Annotated in this window: 20 protein-coding genes; 16 read left to right on the top strand and 4 right to left on the bottom strand. The window is 68.9% G+C overall.

The genetic code is table 11. The annotated features are described in order from the left end of the window. The first annotated feature begins 7 nt into the window (after positions 1 to 7). The 7 genes from DMH01_RS17000 to DMH01_RS16970 are packed head-to-tail and all read left to right on the top strand — an operon-like array spanning position 8 to position 6,236. On the top strand, positions 8 to 976 hold the full coding sequence (locus tag DMH01_RS17000) for a nitroreductase family protein (protein WP_125677864.1): 969 nt from the start codon (positions 8 to 10) through the stop codon (positions 974 to 976). After that, positions 973 to 1,764, top strand: coding sequence for a hypothetical protein (locus tag DMH01_RS16995; RefSeq protein ID WP_125677863.1), 792 nt, complete (start codon positions 973 to 975; stop codon positions 1,762 to 1,764). Before DMH01_RS17000 ends, DMH01_RS16995 begins: the two co-directional genes overlap by 4 nt. Further along, positions 1,761 to 2,267: a universal stress protein gene (locus tag DMH01_RS16990; RefSeq protein WP_125677861.1), complete on the top strand. Its 507-nt coding sequence runs from the start codon at positions 1,761 to 1,763 to the stop codon at positions 2,265 to 2,267. The genes DMH01_RS16995 and DMH01_RS16990 overlap by 4 nt, the downstream gene beginning before the upstream one ends. 24 nt (positions 2,268 to 2,291) lie before the next feature. Continuing rightward, entirely contained in the window at positions 2,292 to 2,867 is a 576-nt protein-coding gene (locus DMH01_RS16985; protein ID WP_125677860.1) for a hypothetical protein, read from the top strand. Further along, positions 2,864 to 3,241: a hypothetical protein gene (locus tag DMH01_RS16980; RefSeq protein WP_125677858.1), complete on the top strand. Its 378-nt coding sequence runs from the start codon at positions 2,864 to 2,866 to the stop codon at positions 3,239 to 3,241. The genes DMH01_RS16985 and DMH01_RS16980 overlap by 4 nt, the downstream gene beginning before the upstream one ends. Positions 3,242 to 3,267: 26 nt before the next feature. Further along, on the top strand, positions 3,268 to 3,843 hold the full coding sequence (locus tag DMH01_RS16975; protein ID WP_125677856.1) for an HPP family protein: 576 nt from the start codon (positions 3,268 to 3,270) through the stop codon (positions 3,841 to 3,843). After that, on the top strand, positions 3,840 to 6,236 hold the full coding sequence (locus DMH01_RS16970) for a GNAT family N-acetyltransferase (RefSeq protein ID WP_125677854.1): 2,397 nt from the start codon (positions 3,840 to 3,842) through the stop codon (positions 6,234 to 6,236). Before DMH01_RS16975 ends, DMH01_RS16970 begins: the two co-directional genes overlap by 4 nt. Before the next feature lie 55 nt (positions 6,237 to 6,291). Here DMH01_RS16970 and DMH01_RS16965 read toward each other — a convergent pair whose 3' ends face one another. The 3 genes from DMH01_RS16965 to DMH01_RS16950 all read right to left on the bottom strand — a co-directional run bounded on the left by DMH01_RS16965 (position 6,292) and on the right by DMH01_RS16950 (position 9,079). After that, a complete protein-coding gene (locus DMH01_RS16965; RefSeq protein WP_125677852.1) occupies positions 6,292 to 6,876 on the bottom strand; it encodes a DoxX family membrane protein in 585 nt (194 codons plus the stop codon). Between the two features lie 617 nt (positions 6,877 to 7,493). After that, the gene (locus tag DMH01_RS16955) at positions 7,494 to 8,159 is read right to left on the bottom strand and encodes a CBS domain-containing protein (protein WP_125677848.1); all 666 of its coding nucleotides are present in this window, start codon (positions 8,157 to 8,159) and stop codon (positions 7,494 to 7,496) included. 17 nt (positions 8,160 to 8,176) lie between these two features. After that, entirely contained in the window at positions 8,177 to 9,079 is a 903-nt protein-coding gene (locus tag DMH01_RS16950) for a universal stress protein (RefSeq protein ID WP_125677846.1), read from the bottom strand. A 147-nt stretch (positions 9,080 to 9,226) separates the two neighbouring features. On the opposite strand from DMH01_RS16950, the gene DMH01_RS16945 reads away from it, so the two are divergent. From DMH01_RS16945 to DMH01_RS16930, 4 genes are all read left to right on the top strand, one after another. Continuing rightward, complete coding sequence (locus DMH01_RS16945) at positions 9,227 to 10,351, top strand: lycopene cyclase family protein (protein WP_125677844.1); 1,125 nt, start codon at positions 9,227 to 9,229, stop codon at positions 10,349 to 10,351. Next, entirely contained in the window at positions 10,348 to 12,015 is a 1,668-nt protein-coding gene (locus DMH01_RS16940) for a SulP family inorganic anion transporter (protein WP_125677842.1), read from the top strand. Before DMH01_RS16945 ends, DMH01_RS16940 begins: the two co-directional genes overlap by 4 nt. Next, complete coding sequence (locus DMH01_RS16935) at positions 11,999 to 12,928, top strand: nitroreductase family protein (RefSeq protein WP_125677840.1); 930 nt, start codon at positions 11,999 to 12,001, stop codon at positions 12,926 to 12,928. Before DMH01_RS16940 ends, DMH01_RS16935 begins: the two co-directional genes overlap by 17 nt. Before the next feature lie 98 nt (positions 12,929 to 13,026). Continuing rightward, on the top strand, positions 13,027 to 14,751 hold the full coding sequence (locus DMH01_RS16930; protein ID WP_125677838.1) for a GAF domain-containing protein: 1,725 nt from the start codon (positions 13,027 to 13,029) through the stop codon (positions 14,749 to 14,751). Here the strand turns inward: DMH01_RS16930 and DMH01_RS16925 are convergent. Beyond that, complete coding sequence (locus tag DMH01_RS16925) at positions 14,745 to 15,407, bottom strand: response regulator transcription factor (RefSeq protein WP_125677835.1); 663 nt, start codon at positions 15,405 to 15,407, stop codon at positions 14,745 to 14,747. The genes DMH01_RS16930 and DMH01_RS16925 overlap by 7 nt on opposite strands. Positions 15,408 to 15,625: 218 nt before the next feature. Between DMH01_RS16925 and DMH01_RS16920 the strand changes: the two genes are divergently transcribed. The 5 genes from DMH01_RS16920 to DMH01_RS16900 all read left to right on the top strand — a co-directional run bounded on the left by DMH01_RS16920 (position 15,626) and on the right by DMH01_RS16900 (position 22,241). Further along, positions 15,626 to 16,606: a nitroreductase family protein gene (locus DMH01_RS16920; protein WP_125677834.1), complete on the top strand. Its 981-nt coding sequence runs from the start codon at positions 15,626 to 15,628 to the stop codon at positions 16,604 to 16,606. 23 nt (positions 16,607 to 16,629) lie between these two features. Further along, entirely contained in the window at positions 16,630 to 18,003 is a 1,374-nt protein-coding gene (locus DMH01_RS16915; protein WP_125677832.1) for an MBL fold metallo-hydrolase RNA specificity domain-containing protein, read from the top strand. A 178-nt stretch (positions 18,004 to 18,181) separates the two neighbouring features. Next, positions 18,182 to 18,697, top strand: a complete 516-nt coding sequence (locus DMH01_RS16910; RefSeq protein WP_125677830.1) for a GNAT family N-acetyltransferase — start codon at positions 18,182 to 18,184, stop codon at positions 18,695 to 18,697. Positions 18,698 to 18,801: 104 nt separating this feature from the next. Next, the gene (locus DMH01_RS16905) at positions 18,802 to 19,704 is read left to right on the top strand and encodes a universal stress protein (protein WP_125677828.1); all 903 of its coding nucleotides are present in this window, start codon (positions 18,802 to 18,804) and stop codon (positions 19,702 to 19,704) included. Further along, on the top strand, positions 19,701 to 22,241 hold the full coding sequence (locus tag DMH01_RS16900; RefSeq protein ID WP_125677826.1) for a cation-transporting P-type ATPase: 2,541 nt from the start codon (positions 19,701 to 19,703) through the stop codon (positions 22,239 to 22,241). Before DMH01_RS16905 ends, DMH01_RS16900 begins: the two co-directional genes overlap by 4 nt. Positions 22,242 to 22,259 lie beyond the last annotated feature (18 nt).

The following is a 22,259-nucleotide window of genomic DNA, read 5'->3' as shown; positions in this document are numbered from 1 at the left end:
CAGCACGATGGTCCTCACTCGTTCGCCGGTCGTCACGGAGGCGCTGCGCGCCGCGGTGCGCGCGCCGTCACCGCACAACTCCCAGCCGTGGATCTTCGAGCTGGGGCCGGACACGGTCGATGTCGTGCTCGACGAAAGCCGGATCCTCGACGCCTGCGATCCGGACGCGCGTGAGGCGCGGCTGGCCTGTGGCGCGGCGTTGCTGAACCTGCGGCTCGCCATCGCCGCCGCGGGTCGAGTCAGCGAAGTCGAGCTAGCGCCTGAAAGGGCGAGGCCTTCCTTGCTTGCGCGGGTCACGCTTGGTCCCCGTCACCGCCCCACCGCAGCCGAACGACGGCTCGCTGCCGCGATTCCTCGGCGATACAGCAATCGCCACCCTTTCACGGACGAGCCGGTGCCACTTCGCCTCCGGACCGCCGTCCGCGAGGCAGCTCGTGAGGAGGGAGCACGGCTGGTCCTGGTCGACGAAGCCGGTCTGCTGGAGGCGACCGCGGGACTCATCCGCCGCGCCGACCACGTCCAAGGTCTGGACACGGCCTTCCAACGAGAACTCCGGGCGTGGACCCGGCAGACCGCCGAGGACGACGGTGTACCCACCTACGCGGGCGGGCCTCGTTCAGCGGGCGGGCTGCTCGCGGGGCGGTACGTCAACGAGGGCGGTGCTCCCCGCGTCTTCGAGCAGGACCCGCTGGTCGCGGTGCTGACCACGCCGAACGACGCGCCGATCTCCCAGGTCCGCGCGGGATGCGCGATGCAGCGGGTCCTGCTCACCGCCACGGACGCCGGCCTGAGCGCTTCGTTCTATTCCCAGCCGGTCGAGATCACTGCCATCCGCGCCGAACTGCGTGACCTGCTCGGGGGCACCGTCCATCCCCAGACCGTATTCAGGCTCGGTTACGGCTATCCGGGCGTGAAGACGCCACGCCGCCCGATCGAAGAGGTCGCCCGCGACAGGGACACGGGGGAGCGGCCATGACGACGTTCACCGGGATTCCCGCGCATGTCTGGTCGACTGAGGAGAAGCGAATCCTCGTGGCGGCCGCACGACAGGTCCCGAAGCGATGGATCGACGATGTCTGGACGCTGTCGGTCAATGACGACTCGCTCGACTTGTACGAACGTCTCGCGAACAACCATTGGGTGCGGGACCGGGGTGGACGTGCGCGACTGATCGTCTGCGGCGCGGTACTGGCGAATCTCGACTGTGGGATCAGGATGCTGGGCTGGGCGCCGCTGGCCGACCTGACCTGTGACGCCCTCGCCTTGGATCGGGTGGCCAAGCTCGCAGCGCGGCGTCGGGCCCGCCCCGTGGCGGTCGATTTCGCTCGTTTCGCCGCTCTGTCCGGGCGACGGACCAAGCCGGCTCCGTCCTCGGAGGCGACGTGGGGACGAGACATCGCCGAGGCGAACGAGGGCGACGGCATCCGGGTCCGGCTGCTCATGCCGTCCCATGTCGTCGATCTGCCCAAGGTCGGCGGGCAGATCACCAGGAAGGCGACCCGGGACGTCTCCTGGATCGCGTTCCTCGTCACCACCGCGACCGAAAGCCGGGAACAGCTCGTCCGGGCCGGCGTGGTCGCACAGCGATTGTTGCTCGCGTCCACCGAGTACGGCCTGGCGGGCACCGCTTTCACTGAGCCGTTCGACGCCCCGGCTGTTCGCGGGGCGCTCGTCGGTACCGACGATGTCCCCGGGTTCCCTCAGGCGGTCGTCGTGGTCGAAGAACCTCGGAAAACACCGGCACAGAAGGGAAGAACACCATGACGGAAAGTGCGACGGAGAACCGGATCGTCGTCGGCATGGACGGTTCGGCGGGTTCTGCCGCGGCCGTGCGCTGGGCAGCCGACCAAGCGGTCAGGCAGGGCGCCGCCTTGCAGGTGGTCACCGTGTGGGTCCACGACGAGATGCTGGACGACGCGTCGGCAGGCAGGACCGTGGCCCAGGCGAGAGACGTCCATTTGAAGGCGCTGGAAGCCGCTACCGCCAAAGTCCTCGATGCCCATGAAGGGCTCGACATCACCTACGACGTGCCCCAGGGAGATCCCGGCGAAACGCTGGTCGAGCGTTCGAAAGGTGCCGCGCTCCTCGTGCTGGGCAGCCATGGCACCGGCAAGATCCGTGAACTGCTGGTCGGCTCGGTGTGCAAGACGGCACTACGGCACGCGACCTGCCCGGTGGTGGTGATCCCGCCGCCCGCCGCGGCTCCGGAAGGCAGGCTCGGCCGGCTGCTGAACTCTGTCGCGTACGAGCCCGGTCCGATTCTCTGAGCGAAGCCGGACAGGAGACAGCCGATGAAAGCGCGGCCCGGACTCTCGTTCACGCGGCGGAATCCACTCGTCCGGTGGTCCGACCGGCTCGAAGCCGCGCTGATGATCGGCGCCGTCCTGCTGGCACTGCTGGCGATCCCGTTCGCCGCGGCCGCCGGATCCGGGGCCTACGCCGAAGGACGGGAGCGCGCGGCGGAACAGGCGGCGAATCGTCAGGAGACGACCGCCGTGCTGCTCGCCGACGCCCCGCCCGTACACGTGCGCCTCGACGGTGTGCCGCTTGAGGAGAAGGCCGAGGTCGCCGCTCGTTGGACGGGGCCTGGCGGCCTGATTCGTGAAGGCGTGGTGACCGTCGACACCGGGATGGTGACCGGGAACGAGGTGCGGATCTGGCTCGACGCGCGCGGCCATCCCGTCGAGGCGCCGGTCACCGATACCGATGCCCTGAGCCAGGCCATCGGTGTCGGCACGGGGCTGTGGCTGGGCTGGCTCACTTTGGTCGCGACGGTCTTCCTGGCGTGCCGTGCGGCGCTCGGCCGCAGCCGTGCCGCCGAGTGGGCGCGCGAATGGGAACAGCTGGCCTGGAAGGAGAAAAGATGAGAATCCTGTTGACAGAGGCCACCTTCGACGAGTCCCGAGAGATCGCGGTCGCGTTGCGGGACCTGGGTTGCCGGGTCAGCCCGTGTCATGTCCGGGCTGGCGTGTGCCGAGCTCTCGCGCCAGGTGGGACCTGTCCGCTGGACGAGGAGGACCGGCCGGATCTCGCCGTCGACGTCCGCTGCACCGAGCCCGGGTTGACATCACGCGAATTCGGTGTGGTGTGCGCGCTCCGGGAGAGGGTTCCGGTCGTGATGACCACGGCGGGGGACACGAGTGGCCCCGCCGTCCCACCGGGACTCGAAGACCGTGTCACGGCTTGTCCGCCGGAGGATCTCTTCGAAGCGTGCAGGGGCTTCCTGCGCACACGCGCTTGACCGAGAACGATCACAAGGAGGCTCCGATGCGTGCTTCGGAGATCATGACCAGTCCGGCGGTGGCGACCACGCCCGCGACATCCCTTCGCGAGGCGGTGGCAGTGCTGACAGAGAAGGGATTCGCCGGTCTTCCGGTCGTCGACCACGATGGTCGGGTGCTGGGGACGTTCACCGAATTCGACGCGCTGCGGGGAATCCGGGCGGGCGGTGACGGGATCACGGTCGGCGCGTTGATGTCCACGCCGGTGGAGGTGATCTCGCCGTCCACCGACGTCACGGAGATCGGCAGGCGGATGCTGGCCGACCGGCTGCGGTGCCTGCCGGTCGTCGAGGAGGGCGTCCTGGTCGGTGTGGTGAGCAGGCGCGATCTGCTCCGCCCGCTCGTCCGGCCCGACGACGCGATCGCCGCACAGGTGCACGGCCTGATCAGTGACTACGCCGGACATCGTCCGATATGGACAGTCAAGGTCGATGGCGGCTACGTGAACATCGCTGGTGAGTTCCGGGACGAGGCCGAACAGCGGGTGCTCGACGCGCTCGCCCGGACGGTGCCGGGCGTGGTCGCCGTCGTACTGGTCACCGGGAATCCGGCGGCGACATGACGGCCGGGACGAGCGCCTTGCTGGCGGACGGCGACATGGTCACCGTCCGCCGCTTGCGTGCGGAGGACTTCGACGCTGTCCTGGGACTGCATCAGCGGCTGGACGAGCGTGACCGCTATCTGCGCTTCTTCACCGCTCATCCGGGGAGGCTGGATCTGCTGAGCCGGTTGGCGATCGAAGGCCCGGGGATCGGAGCTTTTCGAGGGGACGAACTCATCGGGATCGCGCACTATCGCCCATGGTCGGCGGACGACGCGGCCGAAGTCGCCCTGGTCGTCGACCACGCGGCTCAGGCCCACGGGGTCGGCACCCTGTTGCTCGAACATCTCGTGTCCTTGGCCTTGGCGCAGGGAATCCACCGTTTCGTCGCGCTGGTGCTCGCGGAGAACACTCGGATGATCAAGGTGTTCTCCGACCTCGGCCTTCCCTGCGTCATCGGCAGGGGAGGGCCGGAGCTCGACGTCGAGATCGAACTCGGTGAGCCCGACCGGTACCTCGAGCGCATCGAGGAGCGGGAACGGCTCGCCGACGTGGCGAGTCTCCGCACGGTGCTGGCCCCGGCCTCGGTGGCCGTCGTGGGGGCCGGCAGGCGTGACGACTCGGTGGGCAGGGCGATCCTGCGGAACCTTCTCGACGCGGGCTATACCGGCGTCGCGTACGCCGTCAACCCGAACGCCACGGAGATTCTCGGCGTCCCCTGTGCTCCCTCGGTGTCCTCTTTGGACGCCGCGGTCGAGCTGGCCGTGATCTGCGTGCCCGCGGAATCCGTACCCGACGTCGTCGAAGACTGCGGACGGGCGGGTGTGCGCTCGATCGTGCTCGTCACGGCGGGGCTGACCACGACGCCGCTGGAGCATCGTGTCCGCGAACTCGTCGCCAGATACGGGATCCGGCTGGTCGGCCCCAATTGCTTCGGCGTCGTCAACAGCGCTCCGGCGACCCGTCTCGACACGACGTTCGCTCGCCGCGCCGCCCGGGCAGGCCGGATCGGGGTGGTGACCCAGTCCGGTGGTTTCGGGATCGCGCTGATGGACGCACTCGCCGGGCTGGGGCTCGGTCTGTCCACGTTGGTGTCCACCGGTGACAAGTACGATGTGAGCGGCAATGATCTCCTGCGGTGGTGGCGCGGCGACGGGGAGACCGACATCGCAGTGCTGTACCTGGAGTCCTTCGGCAACCCGCGGAAGTTCAGCAGGCTCGCCCGCGCTCTCGCGACGGAGAAGCCGGTTGTGGCCATCCGCGGGGCCTCCGCCCCGGCGGCGCAGCGGGCCGCGGCCGCGCACACCGCCGCACAGCCGGTCCCGGCCGCGACCAAACTCGCGTTGTTCGGCCAAGCGGGTGTCCTCGTCGTCGACACGGTGACCGAAGTCCTGGGCCTGCTCGCCGCGCTCTCGTGGCAGCCGCTGCCGGCGGGGTCACGGGTGGTCGTCGTGAGCAACGCAGGGGGCGCCGCGGTCCTGGGGGCGGAGGCCTGTGTTCGCAACGGTCTGCTCCTGCCCGAGCTGAGCCGGAAGACCCAGGACACACTCCGGCGGCTGTTGCCCGAGCACGCGAGCGTGGGCAACCCGCTCGACACGAGCGCCGCGATCACGGCGGACACTTTCGCCTCGTGCGTGACCGAGGTCCTGGCTGATGAAGGGGTGGACGCGGTGATCGCCGCCGGCGTACCTACCGGTGTCGGCGATCCGCTGGCCGGGCTGGCCGCGGCGCCGGAGAGCAAGACCGTCCTCGCCGTGCGTCTCGGCCAGTTGGAGTCGGTCGCCGCGTATCACGGGATTCCTTGCTACGCCGATGTCGAGGAGGCCGCGGCCGTCATGGCGAAACTGTCCGAGCGAACCCACTGGCTCGAGGCGGGGAAGGGCGGCCTGCCCGATCTCTCCGGTATCGATCTCGCGACGGCGACCCGGCTCGTGGGCGAGTACCTCTCGTCGCATCCGAGCGGTGGCTGGTTGTCCAGGAAGGACAGTGAGGATCTGCTCGCCTGTTTCGGGATACGGGTGACCCGGCGCCGATTCGGTGATCGCGAGCTGTTGGTACGCGGCCAATCCGACGACGTGTTCGGTCCGGTCGTCGTCCTGGGGCGCGGCGGTATCGACGGAGCCTTGCTCGACGACAGATCGACCGGGCTGGGGCCACTCAGCGCCAACGACGCCGAAGCGCTCATCGACAGCCTGCGCGCGAGCAAGGCGCTGTTCGGCGGGAACAGCGCTCTCGACCGATCCGCGCTCGCTGAACTGCTCCTGCGAACGGACCGGATCATGGAGCTGGTGCCGGAGGTCGTCGATGTCGACCTCGACCCGGTCTTCGTGTCGGCGGAAGGGGCTGCCGCGGGCGCCGTCCGGGTGCTCGTCCGGCAGCGGCCGTGGGCCGATCACTACCTTCGACGGCTGTGAGAAGGACGAAGTCCCGGCACCGGAAAACGGTGCCGGGGCTTCGGTGTCCGGACGGTCACCGGAGCCAAGGGTTCCGGTCCACGATGGACAGTCGAGTCCAGCGCTCTCCGAGCCCCCAGGTGTTCCCGGCGGCGGTCGCGGCGAGCGCGATGAGCACGAGGGCGTAGATCACGTGGTACTCGATGATCGGGTTCGTCGACATGGTCGGCTCGCCCGCGGCGTTCGTCCGGTCGAGCGGCCATTCGGCGACCCACATCAGCACCATCATCAGGGTGCCGGTGATGGCGGAGATCCGCATCCCGACCCCCAGGGTGACGGCGAGACCGATGCCGAGCAGGCCCGCCATGAACAGCCAGTCCGCCCACCAGGTTCCGCCCCAGGAGCGCAGGGTTTCGGCGAACGGGCCGACGTCGACCCGGCTCAAGAAGCCCTTCGTCGGCGAGCCGCCGTTGATCCAGGCGTTGCCGGAAGCGGTGGCGTAGCCGAGGCCGAAGGTCTTGTCGACGAACGCCCACAGGAACAGCAGACCGGTGGCGATACGGAGCACGGCGAGGCTCATGGCACCGGCCGACCGGACGGCATGGTCTTCCTGATGCTGGACGGGAACGTTGTGCCGGTGTCCGCTTTCGGTGGTGGCCATGGAATTCTCCTCTGGTCGGCAGTTCACGGTCGATTCGAGTGTGTTACGACACGGCACGCCGGCTCTGGGGCCGAAAGGCCCGGGTACACGAGGCCATCGTCATGCGCCGCGGCGAGACTCGCGCGGCATGCGCGAATCAGCTGGCGGGTCGCCCGGGTCGGCGCTGCTCGCCCGCATCCCGGGCAAGAGAAGGCGACGTCCCCAGCCAGTTCGTCGACCGCGACAGAGAGCGCGAGAGAGCAGGAGCGGCACCAGCGGTGGCCGGTCACGATGATGACGTGGAGCGGCGAGGACACGCATTGGTGCAGCCAGCGTCGATGGGTCCGGCACGTGATCCGCTCGAGAGGATCACGATCGTTGTCTTCTTCGAGATCTTCCCGCGCCAAGGTGATCGCGAGCCGCCGATCCTTCAGATCCGCGTAGCGAGCGAGGGGAGTGTGCTCCTGCTGGGTGTGCGTGGCCGACATGGGAGGGCCCTCGCTTCCGATCCGCGGGTTGCTGACCTGTACACCCATCGTGCTCGGCCCGTCGGCGACGTAAGAGAGGCGGACGCCCCGGGCGAGGTGGCCCTTCGGTCCGCTCGGATCCCTTCGGAAGAAGGCCGAAGGCCCCGCCGCTCAGATGCCGAGGGAAGCGGGCCGGATGACGTCGTCGTCCCAAACGAAATCGAGCCGGTTCCGGACGTCGACCACGCCGGGGACCTCGCCCGCGAGGGTGCCCGCGCGTTCGACCGCGCCGCGGTTGTCCAGCCTGCCGAGAAGCGTCACCACACCGTCGGCGACCGTGACCGATGCCTGTCCGGGTGCCACCCGCAGGGTGCCGGCGAGGATGTCGCGTTCGATCTCACCACGGATATCCTCGTCGGGACGCCGGAACGTGGACAGCAGATCCCGGCGCGACACGACACCGACCAACTTCGCGTCCTCGACGACGAACAGCCGGCGCACGTTCTTCCTGGCCAGCCGGATCGCCGCGGCGGCGAGTGAGGCGCCTGCTTCGATCGTCACGACGGGTGCGGTCATCAGGTCCTTGGCGAGCAAGGCTTTCGCTTTGCGTGACTCGTCCTTGGCGTGGTGACCGGCGAACAAGACAGGCCGGGGATCACGAAACCGGGCAAGGAGATCAGCCTCGGAGACCACGCCGATCGGCGCACCGGAGTCGTCGACGACGGGCACCGCGCTGATCCGCCGCCTCGCCATCAGCGCGGCGACCTGCTTGTAGCCCGCGTCCGGCGCGACCGCGAACGGGTCGATGGTCATGACCTCGGAAACAGTGGTGCACATGGGTCGCTCCTTCGTTCTCAGTGATCCGCGGTGCGGGCGATCAGCACCGGACAGGCGGCGTGATGGATCAGGCTCTGCCCGGTCGAGCCGAGCAGGAGACCGCGGAACCCGCCGCGGCCCCGGCTGCCGACCACGACCAGTTGCGCCTTGACGCTCCAGCGCAGGAGTTCCTGGCGGGGTTCGTCGTGCACGACGACCTGCTGGACTTCGACGTCGGGATAGCTGTCGCGAACCTTCGAGACCTGCTGGCTGAGCATCCGTCGAGCGGACTCGGTGAAGGCACTCCAGCCGTAGTTGCCCGCGGGATCACCGAAGGAGCGGGAAGCCGAGACGTCCTCCCAGGCGTGCACCGCGATCAGATCCGCTCCCCGGGCGTGAGCCTCGTCGAAGGCGACGGCGAGCGCGATCTCGGCCGCGGGGCTTCCGTCGACACCGACCACGACAGGTTGTTTCCACGCCACGGGCAGGTCCCAGGTACGGCCTCGTACCGACACGACAGGACAGTGCGCGTGCCCGACGAGCGTGGTCGTCACCGATCCGCCGAACAGGGCGGTGAAGCGGCTGTGCTCGGTGGAACCGAGGACGATCAGCCGGGCGGTGCCGGAAGCCTCGATCAGCGCCGGGGCTGCGGAGTCGTCCGCGATATGTGTCGTGACGGCTGGGCCGGATGCGTGTTCCACAGTGTCCGCTGCTTCGCGAAGGATCGTTTCTCCGCGGTTCTTGATCTTGCGCAGGAGCTCATCGGACGGCGGCACACTACCGAGGTAGTAGTCCGGAATTCCGAGCGCGTGCCAGAGTTCGAGGGAGGTTTCGTGACGGTCGGCGGCCTGCATGCCCCAGGTGGCGGCGGCACGGGCGCCGGTGGATCCGTCGGCGCCGACCACGATCGGCCCGGCCGGCCGGAGGGTTCGGTTCATCATCGGCCCTTCCACTCGCTACGGCCCTACGCGGCCAAAGCTAAGCGGCCGGGCGTGCGCGGTCCGGTGCCGTTGGTCCCGGATTCCGGGGACCTCGGGTGCGCCTCAGGTCACTGGTGCGTGTGCGCGCGGAGCCGGTTCACTCGATCGATGACGATCCTCATCGCCGGCGGAGGACTCAGCGGCCTCAGCCTCGTGGCACATCTGGTGGCACGACCGGAATCCGTGGGCCCGATCGTCGTCGTGGACGACGGCCGCCGTCAGCTCGCGACCGCGGGTTGGGCGTTCTGGTCCGCTGAGCCGGGACTTCTCGACGAGGCGGTGTCGCGAACCTTTGATCGGTTCCGCGTGCACGCGGCCGGACGTAGCCGGATCGTCGGCCTCGGCCGGTACAAGTACCGCTTCGTCCGTGGCGATGATCTGGCGGCGGCGGTCGGCAAGGCCGCGGAGAGGCGTGGTGATGTCGTCTTCCGCCGCGGGCGGATCTCCGAGATCCGGCAGGCGGGTCAGGGTGCGGAAGCCCTTGTGGACGGAGAATCCCTCCGTGCGGATTGGGTGTTCGACAGCGTTTTCGGACCCGGCCCGGCCCGGGTGGACGGCTGGCTGATCTTCCGCGGTTGGCACGTGCGCACGGCCGCCCCGGCGTTCGACTCGGCCGTGCCCACCTTCTTCGACTTCCGTACGTCCCAGGGCCACGCCGCAAGCTTCGTCTATGTCTTGCCACGAGGTCCGCAAGAAGCTCTGGTCGAGTACACGTCCTTCGCGCCGCCCCGATCACGGGGAGTGGCGTATCCCATGGAGCAGCGAAGCGCTTTGCGTGAATACCTCGCCACGATTCTCGGCGTGCGGGAGTACACGGTCACCCGTGAGGAGTCTGCCTCCCTGCCGCTCTCCGCTTCCGCCGTCGACCGCAGACGCGGCTCGATCCTCGCCATCGGGACCAAAGCCGGCCTGGTCAAGGCGTCGACCGGCTACGCCTTCCAACGCATCCAAGCCGACAGCGCGGCGATCGCGAGGTCATTGGCGGTCCACGGTCATCCTTTCGATCTGCCGAAACCCAAAGCGAGGCACCTGTTGTTCGACGCCACGCTCCTCGGCGTCGTGGCCCGGGACCCGGCTCAGCTCGAACGGGTCTTCGCGGCATTGTTCGACCGGTCCTCGGCCGAGCCGGTACTGCGCTTTCTCGACGAGGAAAGCTCCCTCCCGCAGGAGGGGAAGCTGTTCGCGGGCTTGCCGCCTTCGTTGTACTCAGCGGTGAGCCGGAGGCATCGATGAAGCTCTCCTTCACCCGCTATCGGCGGGCTTGGCTACGAGGTGATCTCTTGGCCGGGGTGACCGTCGCCGCGTATCTGGTGCCGCAGGTGATGGCGTACGCGGAGGTCGCGGGACTGCCCGCGGAGGCCGGTCTGTGGGCGGTGATCGGGCCTTTGGCGGTCTACGCGGTACTGGGCTCCTCGAAGCTGCTTTCGGTGGGCCCGGAATCGACGACGGCTTTGATGACGGCCGTCGCGCTCGGCCCGCTCGCCGCCGGAGACCCCGCCCGCTACGGTGCGCTCGCGGCCATACTGGCGCTCATGGTCGGGGGCCTGTGCCTGCTGGGCGGCCTGGCCCGGCTCGGCGTGCTGGCGGACCTGCTGTCGAAGCCGGTATTGACCGGCTACATGGCCGGGATCGCGGTCCTGATGATCGTGAGCCAGCTGGGCAAGCTGACCGGTGTCCCCGTCACAGGCGACGGCATGCTCGCGGAACTGGGTTCGTTCGTCATGAACATCGGGCACCCGCACTGGCCGACCTTGGCCCTCGGCGGTCTCGTGCTGGCCGGCCTGCTGGCGTCACAGCACTGGCTGCCGCGGTTTCCCGGACCGTTGGCCGTCATGCTGGTGGCGGCCGCCGTCGTCGCCGGCTTTTCCCTGACCGAAAAAGGAATCCGAGTGATCGGACCGGTCCCGGATTCACTGCCGGTACCTGGGGTCCCTGCGGTGAACGGTGCGGATCTCGCGAACCTGCTGCTGCCCGCGCTCGGGATCGCCCTTGTCGGCTTCTCCGACAATGTCCTGACCGCCCGCGCCTTCGCGGGCAGATACGGCGAGCGGGTCGATTCCAATCGCGAGTTGCGCGCGCTGGCCGCGTCGAATCTCTCGTCGGGACTCCTTCACGGATTCCCGGTCAGTTCGAGCGGCAGCCGGACCGCGCTGGCATCCGCGATGGGTGCCCGGACCCAGCTGTACTCCCTGACCGCGCTCGCGACGGTCGTGCTGACGGTTCTTTTCGTGGGACCGTTGTTGGAAGGCTTTCCCAAGGCGGCGTTGGCGGCGATCGTCGTCTACGCGGCGTTGAAGCTGATCGATCCCCGGGAATTCCGGCGCATCGCGCGGTTCCGCCGCAGCGAGTTCGTCCTGTCCCTGTCGACCTTGCTCGCTGTCGTCGGACTGGGTGTCCTGTACGGTGTGCTGGCCGCGGTCGGGTTGTCCATTTTGGATCTTCTGCGCCGGCTGGCGCGGCCACACGGCGCGGTGCTCGGTTTTGTTCCGGGCGTGCCCGGGATGCACGATGTCGGCGACTATCCCGACGCGACGACCGAGCCGGGCCTGGTGATCTACCGGTACGACGCGCCCTTGTGCTTCGCCAACGCCGACGACTTCCGGCGGCGAGCGCTCGCGGTCCTGGACGGCGAAAAGCAGGTCGAGTGGTTCGTCCTCAACGCCGAAGCCAACGTCGAGCTTGACATCACCGCGGCTGACGCCTTGCGGGGGATCTGTGACGAGCTGCGCCACCGCGGGATCACGTTCGCGCTCGCCAGAGTGAAACAGGAGCTACGCGAAGATCTGGAAGCCGCGGACCTTCTCGGGCTCATCGGTTCCGGCTCGCTGTACCCGACGCTGCCCAGCGTCGTCGACGCGTTCCGTGAGAAAGGGAAGGCACATGCCGAACCAGGATGAGCGCGTGTGGTCCGACAGCGAGGTCGAGATCCTGGCACGAGCCGTCATCCGTGCGCCGTCGGTGCACAACATCCAGCCATGGTCGCTGAACCTGCCCGGTATGCGCGCGGAACTGAGCGAACGGACCGATCTCTCCTTGCCCGAGCACGACCCGACCGGTCGCGACCGGCTCATCTCCTGCGGAGCGGCCTTGGAGAACCTCGAGCTGGCTGTCCGGGTGCTGGGGTGGGCCATCGAGGTGGAGATGCCTCCGGGACAGGGACCGCTGGTCGCCGTCGTGACCACCTCGGGCCGTGAGCCGCCGTCCGGCCGCGAGCTGCACGCGTACGCCGCCATCTCGCGGAGGCGGAGTCACCGCCGCCCGTTCGCCGCGATCCCGGTCGCCTCGTCGATGCTCGCATCGGTCATCGGACAACTGCCGCGCGGAGTCGGCTGCCGGGTGTTGAGCGCCGGCGACAAAGATGTCCTCGCGGAACTGCTCGATCAGGCTTCCAAAACGATTCAGAGCCGCGACGGCCTCCAGCGAGAGCTTGAGGATTGGATGGGGGACCGGCGGTCCCTCGGCGCCGGTCTGGGCCTGCCCGGCTATGACAAGGCGAGCCTTCCGTGGGCGGGACTGATCCGCCGGACCAGTCCGACCCCAAACGTCCGGACCCTCGCGCGCAGGCTGGACGCGGAGAGCGTCTTGATCTTCTGCGCGGAGGATGACGGTCGTGCCGGCCACCTCGCCACGGGAGTGGCCGTGCAACGCTCGTGGCTCGCGGCCGTCGACGGTGGTCTGGCCGCGTCGGTGCTGACCCGGCTGCTGCACGAGGAACCCGTCCGGAAGCGGATGACCGCGGAACTGAACCTACCGGGGCACCCTCAGCTCATCATGCGGCTCGGCTATCCGGACGATCATCGCTCTTCGTGACGGCCGCGTGTCTTGGCAGGAGCGCCCCATGGTGAAACGCTGAAGGCGTTCGGGACGACTGAGACTCGCCACTGTGCCGATCCCTGAGGAGCAATAAAATGCCGCCGGAGCAAGGTTCGGCCGACGAGACGCCACCGAGCGCGGCGGTCTTGACCGGGCTACGGCTGGACGAACTGCTGCATGAGGTCCAAGAACGGCTGTCGGAAATCGTCAAGACCCGCGATCGGCTCCAAGGCCTGCTCGACGCGGTCCTGGCCGTGGCCACCGGGCTGGAGCTCGACTCGACCCTGCAGAGAATCGTGGAGGCGGCGGTCGAGCTGGTCGACGCCCGGTACGGGGCGCTTGGCGTGCTCGGCGACGAAGAAGGGCTGTCGGAGTTCGTTCACGTGGGCATCGACGCGGAAACCCGGTCTCATATGGGCCATTTGCCGGAAGGCCGGGGCCTGCTCGGGTTGCTCATCGCGGAGCCGCATCCTGTCCGGGTCCCGGATCTGAGCCTGCACCCGGCTTCGGTCGGGTTCCCGGCGAACCACCCGCCGATGCACAGTTTTCTGGGTGTCCCGGTCCGTGTCCGGGACGAGGTCTTCGGCAATCTGTACATGACGGAGAAGCGGGGCGCCGCCGAATTCACCGCCGATGACGAGGTTGTCCTGCAGGCACTCGCGGCGGCCGCCGGTGTCGCCATCGACAACGCGCGGCTGTTCGAACGCTCACGGACGAGGGAACGCTGGCTCGAAGCGGTCGCGGAGGTCAACGGGGAACTCCTCGGAGGCGCTTCGGTCACCGACACGCTGAACCTGATCGCCGCCAGGGTTCGCGAACTCGCCGCGGCCGACCAGGTGCTGATCCTGCTCGCCACGGAAGTCGGGCAGCCGTTGACGGTGAGCGTCTTCGCGGGGGAGCGGATGACCGCTCTGGAGGGTACGTCGATGGCGGGCGGGCATCCGGCCATCGATCAGGTGCTCGGTTCCGGTCAGCCCAGTCTCGTCCCCGACCTGGGTACGGTCTCCTCCGGTCAGGCCGAGCCCGCTTTCGACGGTCTCGGACCGGCCGCCGTGATTCCGTTGAACAGCACTTCCGGTGTCGGAGGGGTCCTCATCGCGGGGAGGGACAAGGGCTCCGCCCAGTACAAGGCCGATCAGCTCCCGATGCTGTCGTCGTTCGCCGATCAGGCGGCGGTCGCGCTGGAGTTCGGCGAGAAGCAGCGTAATCAGCGGCTGCTGGACGTCCTCGCCGATCGGGACCGGATCGCGCAGGACCTGCACGACCACGTCATCCAGCGGATGTTCGCGACCGGCATGAGCTTGCAGAGCATCGTGCCCCGGGTACCCGACACGTTGGCCCGGGACAGGGTGACGCAGGCGGTGGAACAGCTGGATCGCACGGTACGCGAGATCCGGACGTCCATCTTCGACCTGCACACCTCGGGCTCTGATGCCTCGAAGAGCCTGCGCCGCCGGCTGCTCGACGCCGTCACGGAGTTGACGACCGAGAGCACGCTCACCCCTTCGGTCCGGATCGCCGGCGCTGTCGACACGCTAGTGCCGCAGACGCTGCACGAACATGCCGAGGCGGTGGTTCGCGAGGCCCTGAGTAACGCCGTCCGGCATTCCGGCGCCGACGAGATCACGATCAGTGTCGAGGCCGACCGTGAGCTGATCATCGAGGTCACCGACAACGGCATCGGTATCCCGCGAGCGGGCAGGCGAAGCGGTCTGGCGAACCTCGCCGACCGAGCGGAGAAGTGTGGCGGCGAAGCCGAGTTCGGCGACTTTGACGGTGGCGGTGCGCGAGTGGTCTGGAGCGTCCCGCTGAATCACTGATCGCCGAACAGCGGGGGCGCCGCGGTCTTCTTGAGTTCGGTCGCGAGGACCGCCGCCTGCGTCCGGCGCTGGATGCCGAGCTTGGCCAGGATCCGGGAGACGTAATTCTTCACGGTCTTCTCGGCGAGGAACATCCGCTCGCCGATCTCGCGGTTGGTCAGGCCCTCGCCGATCAGGTCGAACACGGTGCGTTCCTGCTCGGAGAGGGTGGCGGTCGGGTCGTTCTGGTCGCGCTCGCGCCGGATGCGGTTCATCAGCGCGGCGGTGGTCCGGCTGTCGAGCAGCGAACCGCCACCCGCGATCGTGCGGATCGCCGAGACGAGGTCGTTCCCGAGAACCTGCTTGAGGACGAATCCCGACGCGCCCGCCATGATGGCGGTGAAAAGTGCCTCGTCGTCGGCGTACGAGGTGAGCATCAAGCACCGTAGCTCCGGCTCGGTGGACAGCAGATCCCGGCAGAGTTCGATGCCGGTTCCGTCGGGGAGCCGCACGTCGAGCACGGCGATGTCCGCGTCGCTTTGCGGGATGCGGGCGAGTGCTTCGGCGACGGACGCGGCTTCGCCGGCGATTTCGATGTCGGGTTCGTTCCCGAGCAGATCCGCCAGCCCTCGCCGGACAATTTCGTGGTCGTCCACGAGGAAAACCTTGATCGCCATCTCGTCCCTCCTGCGGGGTCCCGGCATCTCGACCGACGGTACCCGTGTAGTTCGGCCGACACAGCCACCTAGACGTCCCAACGAACCGGGACCTTGGGCCCTAGCAGGCTCCGCACCGGGTATTTGGTCCCGCCGATCGGTGCCCTCGGTACCTGCTTCCCGCACGCGGGACGGGTGCACCGTGGAACTCGATCGAGTGACGACCGAGGACGGGACACATGGCGAACGGGTGGACGAGGGCCGAGACCGAGGTACTGGCGAGGACGTTGCTGCGGGCGCCTTCGGTGCACAACATCCAGCCGTGGCGGCTCGAATTCGACGGAGACCGGCTTCTCCTGCGTGAGCGTCACGACCTGCACTTGCCCGAGCACGACACCCGAGGCCGTGACCGGCTCATCTCGTGCGGTGCCGCGCTCGCCAATGTGGAGCTGGCTGTCCGGGTTCTCGGCTACGACCTGACCACGCGGATGTTGCCGGAGGACGGCGAGCCGGACCTCGTCGCCGCGATCGAGACCGCGGGGCGTTCGGCGCCGTCCGATGTCGACCTGCACCGGTACTCGGCGATAGCCCGGCGAGGAAGCTACCGCCACCCGTTCTCCGGCCGGCGAGTCTCGCGGGAGAAGATCGGCGACCTGATCGCCGCCGCGACCGAGAGCGGCGTCGAAGCGAGGCCGATCCACGACGAGCTGGAACTCTCCCGGGTCGCGGATCTGCTCGAATTCGCCGCCGAGGCGTATCAGCACGACCTGGCGTACCAGCGAGAACTGGCCCTGTGGACCATCCACGACGAGCAGTATCACCGTCATGGCGTCGGACTGGCCGCGAGCACGCTTCCCACCGGATCACTTCCCTGGGCGGGACTGGTCCGTCCAGGGACGGCTCTCCCTGATCGCCGGGTTCTTCAGCGTCGCCTCGCCGGCGAGACCTTGCTCGTCTTCCTCACCGTCGACGACGGCCGGTATGACCACCTGCACGCGGGACACGCGCTCCAGGACACCTGGCTCGAAGCGGTCGACGACGGCCTGGCCGGTTCGGTCCTGACCCAGCCGCTGCACCTGCCCGAAGTCCGTTCCGCGTTGGCCGAGGATCTGGAACTTCCCGGGTTTCCGCAAGCCGTCATGCGCTTCGGTTATCCCACCGGACTGGTACCGCCGAGCCCGCGCCGCGCCGTCGACGAAATCCTCGGAACCGGATTCTGAGCTCCCACGAGAAAGGTGTCATCGTGACCATCGCGCTGACCTTCCATGGCGGAGCCGGAACCGTCACCGGCAGCAAGTACCTGCTGGAAACACCCGGTTCCCGCGTCCTGGTCGACTGCGGGCTCTTCCAGGGCCTCGCCGATCTGCGCCGTCGGAACTGGGCACCGTTGCCGCGTGCCTTGACCGACGTCGACGCCGTGGTGATCACCCACGCCCATCTGGACCACTGCGGGTACCTGCCGGTCCTGGTGCGATCCGGCTGGCGCGGACCGGTGTACGCGACGCCGGGCACCGCGGCTCTCGTGCCGATCGTGCTGGAGGACAGCGCCCATCTCATGACCGAGGAGGCCGCGCACGCCAACAAATACGGCTGGTCCAAGCACCGGCCGGCCTTGCCCCTTTACGACGCGGGCGACGCGCGGAAAGCGATCGGTCTTCTCGAAGAACTCGAGTACGGCGCCGAGACTACGGTGGGCAAGGACATGACGCTGCGTTTCGGGCAGGCCGGCCACATCCTCGGCTCCGCCTGGGCACAGTTGCGGTCCGACGGGCGCGACGTCGTGTTCAGCGGCGATCTCGGCCGTCCGGCGCACAGTCTCCTGCGCCCGCCGTCGCCGCGGCCTCCCTGCGACGCGCTGGTACTCGAATCGACCTACGGCTCCCGCGTCCACCACGACACCGATGCCATGGACCGACTCGGCGAAGTCATCAGGCGGACGGCCAGGCGTGGCGGAAGTGTCCTCATCCCGGCGTTCGCCGTCGACCGGACCGAAGTGGTGCTGGCCGCACTCGCGAAACTGATGCGGTCGCGTACCATCCCCGACCTGCCGGTGTACGTGGACAGCCCGATGGCCTTGGCGGCACTGCGGGTGTACCGCGAGGCGTTCCGCGACCACTGGCCGGAGATCCGGCCCGAACTGGCCGGGCACGATCCGCTGACCCCGCCTTCGTTGACCGAGCTGCGGACCGTGGAGGAATCCATGCGGGTCAACGCGCCGAGGATGCCTTCGATCATCATCTCCGCGTCGGGAATGGCGAGCGGAGGTCGGGTACTCCATCACCTCGAACACATGCTGCCCGATCACCGGCACACCGTGCTCATCGTCGGCTACGCCGCTCCTGGCACCCGCGCGCGCAGCCTCGCGAACGGCGCGAGGCAGATCAAGATCCACGGCCGCTACACCACGGTCCGCGCCGACGTGGCCCAGCTCGACGCCTTCAGCGCCCATGCCGACGCGGACGAGCTGGTGCGGTGGGCCACCGCGGGAGCGCCGCCGAAGACCACCTATCTCGTGCACGGCGAACCCGAGGGTTCGGCGGCGGTCGCCGAACGGCTTCGTACCGAGCATGACTGGCAGGCTGTCGTTCCTCGTGATCGGGAGCGGGTGCTGATCTGACGGCTACGCGTGCGTGGCCAGCCCGCGAGCTCTCTCTCGAAGTACATGATGGCCTCCTTCCTTGCGCCTAGGTACAGGAAGGGGGCCTTCATGTACTTGGGGAAAAGGGACATTCGTCCCGGTGGCACAACCTCTTCGGCCGTATCGCCGCGAAAGTCCGCGGTCCTACGCTGAGCCGATGGACGGACAGCCGGTGCACCTGCGTGATGGCCGGACCGTCTTCGTGACCCGTGTGAGTCCGGCCGACGCCGAAGAACTCGGTGAGGCGCTCGTCGAAGCGGATCGGGAGACGCTGTACCGCCGGTTCTGCGGGCCGCCTCCGAAGGTGACACCGCGCTTGCTGGCGCGCCTGACCGAGCTCGATTTCGATCGCCGTTACGCGATTGTCGCCCATGACGAGGCAGGGAAGGGCGTGGCGATCGCGCGGTACGAGGCGACGCCCCAGCCTGGGGTCGCGGAAATCGCGGTCGTGGTGAAGCCCGGTTGGCGCCGGATCGGGCTGGCATCGGCCTTGGTCGCGAAGCTGGCGGAAGCGGCGTCGCGGCACGGGTTCAGCGAGTTCACCGCCACCTATCTCGCCGACAACCGCGCCGTCGCCGACCTCCTCGACTCGGCGGGGGCTCGACGGGTGATCACGGACGGTCTCGCGGACGCGGTGGTGCGGCTGCCGGCTCCTCCGTCCACAATAGACTGATAGGTCGAAGGTCCCGTCCTCTGGTTACGAACGCCGCTGCCTTCCTGACGCGTCAGTTCCTAACGTCCAAGGCAGTTGCCGAAATCAGGATGGGGTGAACCGTTATGCCGGAGAATTCGGGGCACAGGGTCGTCGTCGGTGTCGACGGCTCGGAGTCCGCGATCAAGGCCGTCCGCTGGGCGGCGGATCAGGCGCGACGCCGCCACGCGGAACTCGCGCTGGTGCACGCGATCGACGACGAGTCGCTGAATCATCCGAGGCCGATGCCGACCCGGGAAAACCTCGCGGAAATGATCAGGATGCGCGGACATCGCCTCCTGCGGCAAGCCCGTGATGCCGCCAGGGAGATCGCCCCGGATCTCCACGTCTCACTCCTGTTGCGGCACGAGCGCCCGGCGCAGGCACTGAAAGACGCCGCCGAAAATGCGGACCTGCTCGTGCTGGGGACCGAGGGGTTACGTCCCCTGGGCCGGGTGCTGGTCGGATCGGTCTCCATCGCGCTGGCGGCACGTGCGGCGTGCCCCGTCGCGCTGATCCGCCCGCACGTCGCGGAAACCGACGCACCGCAGGACGGACCGGTCGTCGTCGGCGTCGATGGGACAAGGACCAGCGAAGCCGCCCTCGCACTCGCCTTCGAAGAAGCGTCCTGGCGGCAGACCGACCTGATCGCCCTGCATTGCTGGGACGACGCATTCCTTTCGGCGGTCTTCGAGGAGACGCACTGGAGCCTGGAGCGGTCCGAGATCGAGGAAAGCGCGAACGAAGTCCTCGCCGAACGGCTCGCGGGCTGGCGGGAGAAGTACCCCGACGTGCGTGTGCACCGGGAGGTCGTGCGAGGTCGTCCCGCCGACAAACTGCTCGGGCACGCCGACCGGGCGCAACTGCTGGTCGTGGGCAGTCGCGGCCGCGGCGGCGTCGCCGGGATGCTTCTCGGTTCGACCAGTCAAGCGGTGATGTCCTACGCGCTGTGCCCGGTGATCGTGGCCCGCGAGGCAGCGGACCGGTGACCGGCTCGGCCATGGTCCGGGAAACGGCGGGCCTCACGGCAGACGAAGCGGCGACCGCGCTTCGCCGGGACGGACCGAATACCCTTCCCGCCGCGAAACAGCGGAATCCGTTGCTGACGCTGGCTGGGCAGATGGTCCACTTCTTCGCGTTGATGCTCTGGGCGGCGGCGGGGCTGGCGTTGCTCGCCGGGATGCCGGCGCTGTCGATCGCGATCGTCGTGGTCGTGGTGCTCAACGGTGCGTTCTCGTTCGCCCAGGAGTACCGCGCGGACCGTGCCGCGGAGCGGTTGCGCGATCTGCTGCCGGTGCGCGCGACGGTGCGCCGGGATGGACGGGCGGTCGTCGTGGACGCGGCGGACCTGGTCGTGGGCGACGTGGTCCTGCTCGAGGCGGGGGACCGCGTGTGCGCGGACGGGGAACTCGCCGAATGCGGCCTGCTCTCGGTGGACGAGTCCATGCTGACCGGCGAGAGCAGACCGGTGCGGCCGGAGGTGGGCGGATCCGTTTTCGCCGGTACGTATGTCACCGAAGGGCACGGCGTCGCGATCGTGACGGCCACCGGCGCCCGCTCCCGCCTCGCCGGAATCTCGGCGGTGACCGCGAGCGCGGTGCGGCCGAGGAGTCCATTGGCCACGCAGTTGCACCGCGTGGTGCGGATCGTGGCCCTGATGGCGGTCGCGGTCGGCTGCGTGTTCTTCGCCGCCGCCCTCGGCCTCGGCCGCGCGGGAACGGAAAGCTTCCTGCTCGCGATCGGCGTGACGGTCGCGCTCGTCCCGGAGGGGCTGCTGCCGACCGTGACGCTGTCGCTGGCGCGGGCGGCGCAGAAGATGGCGGGCCGCAACGCCCTGGTACGACGGCTCGAATCCGTGGAGACGCTGGGGGCGACCACGTTCATCTGCACCGACAAGACCGGCACGCTGACCCGCAACGAAATGTCCGTCGTCCGGGTGTGGACGCCGTCCGGGACCGTCGAGGTCGACGGTACGGGATACCGGCCGGTCGGCGAGCTCACCGGCTCTCCGGCGGCGGTGCGGGCGGCGGCGACGCTCGCGGATTCCGCGGCACGGTGCTCTCCGGACGCCCACGCCGTCGAAGGGGCGAACGGGTGGCGGCCGGTCGGCGACCCGATGGAGGTGGCGCTGCACGTCCTCGCCGCACGTGCCGGAGTCGCCGCCGCTCCGCCGCCGGTCCGACGGCGGCCGTTCGATCCGCGCCGGCGCCGGTCCTCGGTCGTGGACGGCGATGGCCTCCATGTTTCGGGCGCACCGGACACCGTCCTGCCACTGTGCGCCGAGGTTTCCGGCGCGGACGAAGCGATCGCCGCGTTCAGCAGAGCGGGTCTGCGGGTGCTCGCGGTGGCGCGCCACGCCAAATCGGCCGCACAGGAGGAGCAGGGCGGGCTGACGCTGCTCGGCCTTGTAGGGCTGGAGGATCCGCCCCGGCCCGACGTCGGCGCCGCGATCGCCTCCTGCCGTCGCGCCGGGATCCGGCTGGCGATGGTGACCGGCGACCATCCGGGGACGGCCGCGGCCATCGCCGCGGAAGTCGGGCTGCTCGGGCCGGACCGGCTCGTGCTGGAAGGCAAGGACCTGCCGGCCGACGACGAGGCGCTCGGCAGGCTGCTCGATGTCGACGGTGTGGTGGTCGCCAGGGTCGCCCCGGAGGAGAAGCTTCGGATCGCCAAGGTCCTCCAGGCTCGCGGGCACGTCGTGGCGATGACCGGAGACGGCGTCAACGACGGGCCGGCCTTGCGCACGGCCGACATCGGTGTCGCGATGGGGGCATTGGGCAGTGACGTCGCCAGGGAGGCGGCCGACCTGGTCCTCCTCGACGATCATTTCGGCACCATCGTGGCCGCCGTCGAACTCGGGCGCGCGACGTTCGTGAACATCCGGCGCTTTCTCACCTATCACCTGACCGACAACGTCGCCGAGCTCACGCCGTTCGTCGTGTGGGCGCTCGCGGGCGGGCAGATCCCGCTGGCCATCACCGTCCTGCAGGTACTGGCGCTCGACATCGGCACCGACCTCCTTCCGGCGGTCGCGCTCGGCGCGGAGCCGCCGAACCGCCGCACGATGGAAGGGCCCGCGAAGGGCGGTTCCCTGATCGACGGAAGGCTGGTGCGCCGTGCCTTCGGAGTGCTCGGCCCAGCCGAGGCACTGGCGTCCATGACGGCGTTCCTGGTGGTGCTGCTGGGTGGCGGGTGGTGGTTCGGCGAGGTGCCGGGCACTGCGCTGCTCGCGACCGCGTCCGGTACGGCCTTCGCGGCGATCGTGTTCGGCCAGCTCGCGAACGCCTTCGCCTGCCGGAGCGAGTCACGCTGGGTCGGCAGGATCGGCTTGCGGGGAAATCCCCTGCTGTGGTTCGCGATCGTCTTCGAACTCGCGATGCTGGCCGCGTTCCTCGTGATGCCGCCCCTGCCCGGGCTCCTCGGCGGTACCGTGCCGAGCCCGCTCGGCTGGGCGCTGGCCTTCGCCACCGTCCCGGTCGTCCTGCTCGCCGACACCGTCCACAAGGCCGTCCGTGCCCGGTCGTGACCGGCGCGCGATCCTCGC

The sequence above is a fragment of the Amycolatopsis sp. WAC 04182 genome, assembly GCF_003947465.1.
In the GTDB taxonomy this organism is placed as follows: Bacteria; Actinomycetota; Actinomycetes; order Mycobacteriales; family Pseudonocardiaceae; genus Amycolatopsis.
The sequence above is the reverse complement of the archived record's forward strand: the minus strand, read 5'-3'. Positions and strand labels throughout refer to the sequence as shown.

Coding starts and splice junctions, on each gene's coding strand:
- DMH01_RS17000 (WP_125677864.1), top strand. CDS start 8: ATGGTCCTCACTCGTTCGCCGGTCGTCACGGAGGCGCTGCGCGCCGCG.
- DMH01_RS16995 (WP_125677863.1), top strand. CDS start 973: ATGACGACGTTCACCGGGATTCCCGCGCATGTCTGGTCGACTGAGGAG.
- DMH01_RS16990 (WP_125677861.1), top strand. CDS start 1,761: ATGACGGAAAGTGCGACGGAGAACCGGATCGTCGTCGGCATGGACGGT.
- DMH01_RS16985 (WP_125677860.1), top strand. CDS start 2,292: ATGAAAGCGCGGCCCGGACTCTCGTTCACGCGGCGGAATCCACTCGTC.
- DMH01_RS16980 (WP_125677858.1), top strand. CDS start 2,864: ATGAGAATCCTGTTGACAGAGGCCACCTTCGACGAGTCCCGAGAGATC.
- DMH01_RS16975 (WP_125677856.1), top strand. CDS start 3,268: ATGCGTGCTTCGGAGATCATGACCAGTCCGGCGGTGGCGACCACGCCC.
- DMH01_RS16970 (WP_125677854.1), top strand. CDS start 3,840: ATGACGGCCGGGACGAGCGCCTTGCTGGCGGACGGCGACATGGTCACC.
- DMH01_RS16965 (WP_125677852.1), bottom strand. CDS start 6,876: ATGGCCACCACCGAAAGCGGACACCGGCACAACGTTCCCGTCCAGCAT.
- DMH01_RS16955 (WP_125677848.1), bottom strand. CDS start 8,159: ATGTGCACCACTGTTTCCGAGGTCATGACCATCGACCCGTTCGCGGTC.
- DMH01_RS16950 (WP_125677846.1), bottom strand. CDS start 9,079: ATGATGAACCGAACCCTCCGGCCGGCCGGGCCGATCGTGGTCGGCGCC.
- DMH01_RS16945 (WP_125677844.1), top strand. CDS start 9,227: ATGACGATCCTCATCGCCGGCGGAGGACTCAGCGGCCTCAGCCTCGTG.
- DMH01_RS16940 (WP_125677842.1), top strand. CDS start 10,348: ATGAAGCTCTCCTTCACCCGCTATCGGCGGGCTTGGCTACGAGGTGAT.
- DMH01_RS16935 (WP_125677840.1), top strand. CDS start 11,999: ATGCCGAACCAGGATGAGCGCGTGTGGTCCGACAGCGAGGTCGAGATC.
- DMH01_RS16930 (WP_125677838.1), top strand. CDS start 13,027: ATGCCGCCGGAGCAAGGTTCGGCCGACGAGACGCCACCGAGCGCGGCG.
- DMH01_RS16925 (WP_125677835.1), bottom strand. CDS start 15,407: ATGGCGATCAAGGTTTTCCTCGTGGACGACCACGAAATTGTCCGGCGA.
- DMH01_RS16920 (WP_125677834.1), top strand. CDS start 15,626: ATGGCGAACGGGTGGACGAGGGCCGAGACCGAGGTACTGGCGAGGACG.
- DMH01_RS16910 (WP_125677830.1), top strand. CDS start 18,182: ATGGACGGACAGCCGGTGCACCTGCGTGATGGCCGGACCGTCTTCGTG.
- DMH01_RS16905 (WP_125677828.1), top strand. CDS start 18,802: ATGCCGGAGAATTCGGGGCACAGGGTCGTCGTCGGTGTCGACGGCTCG.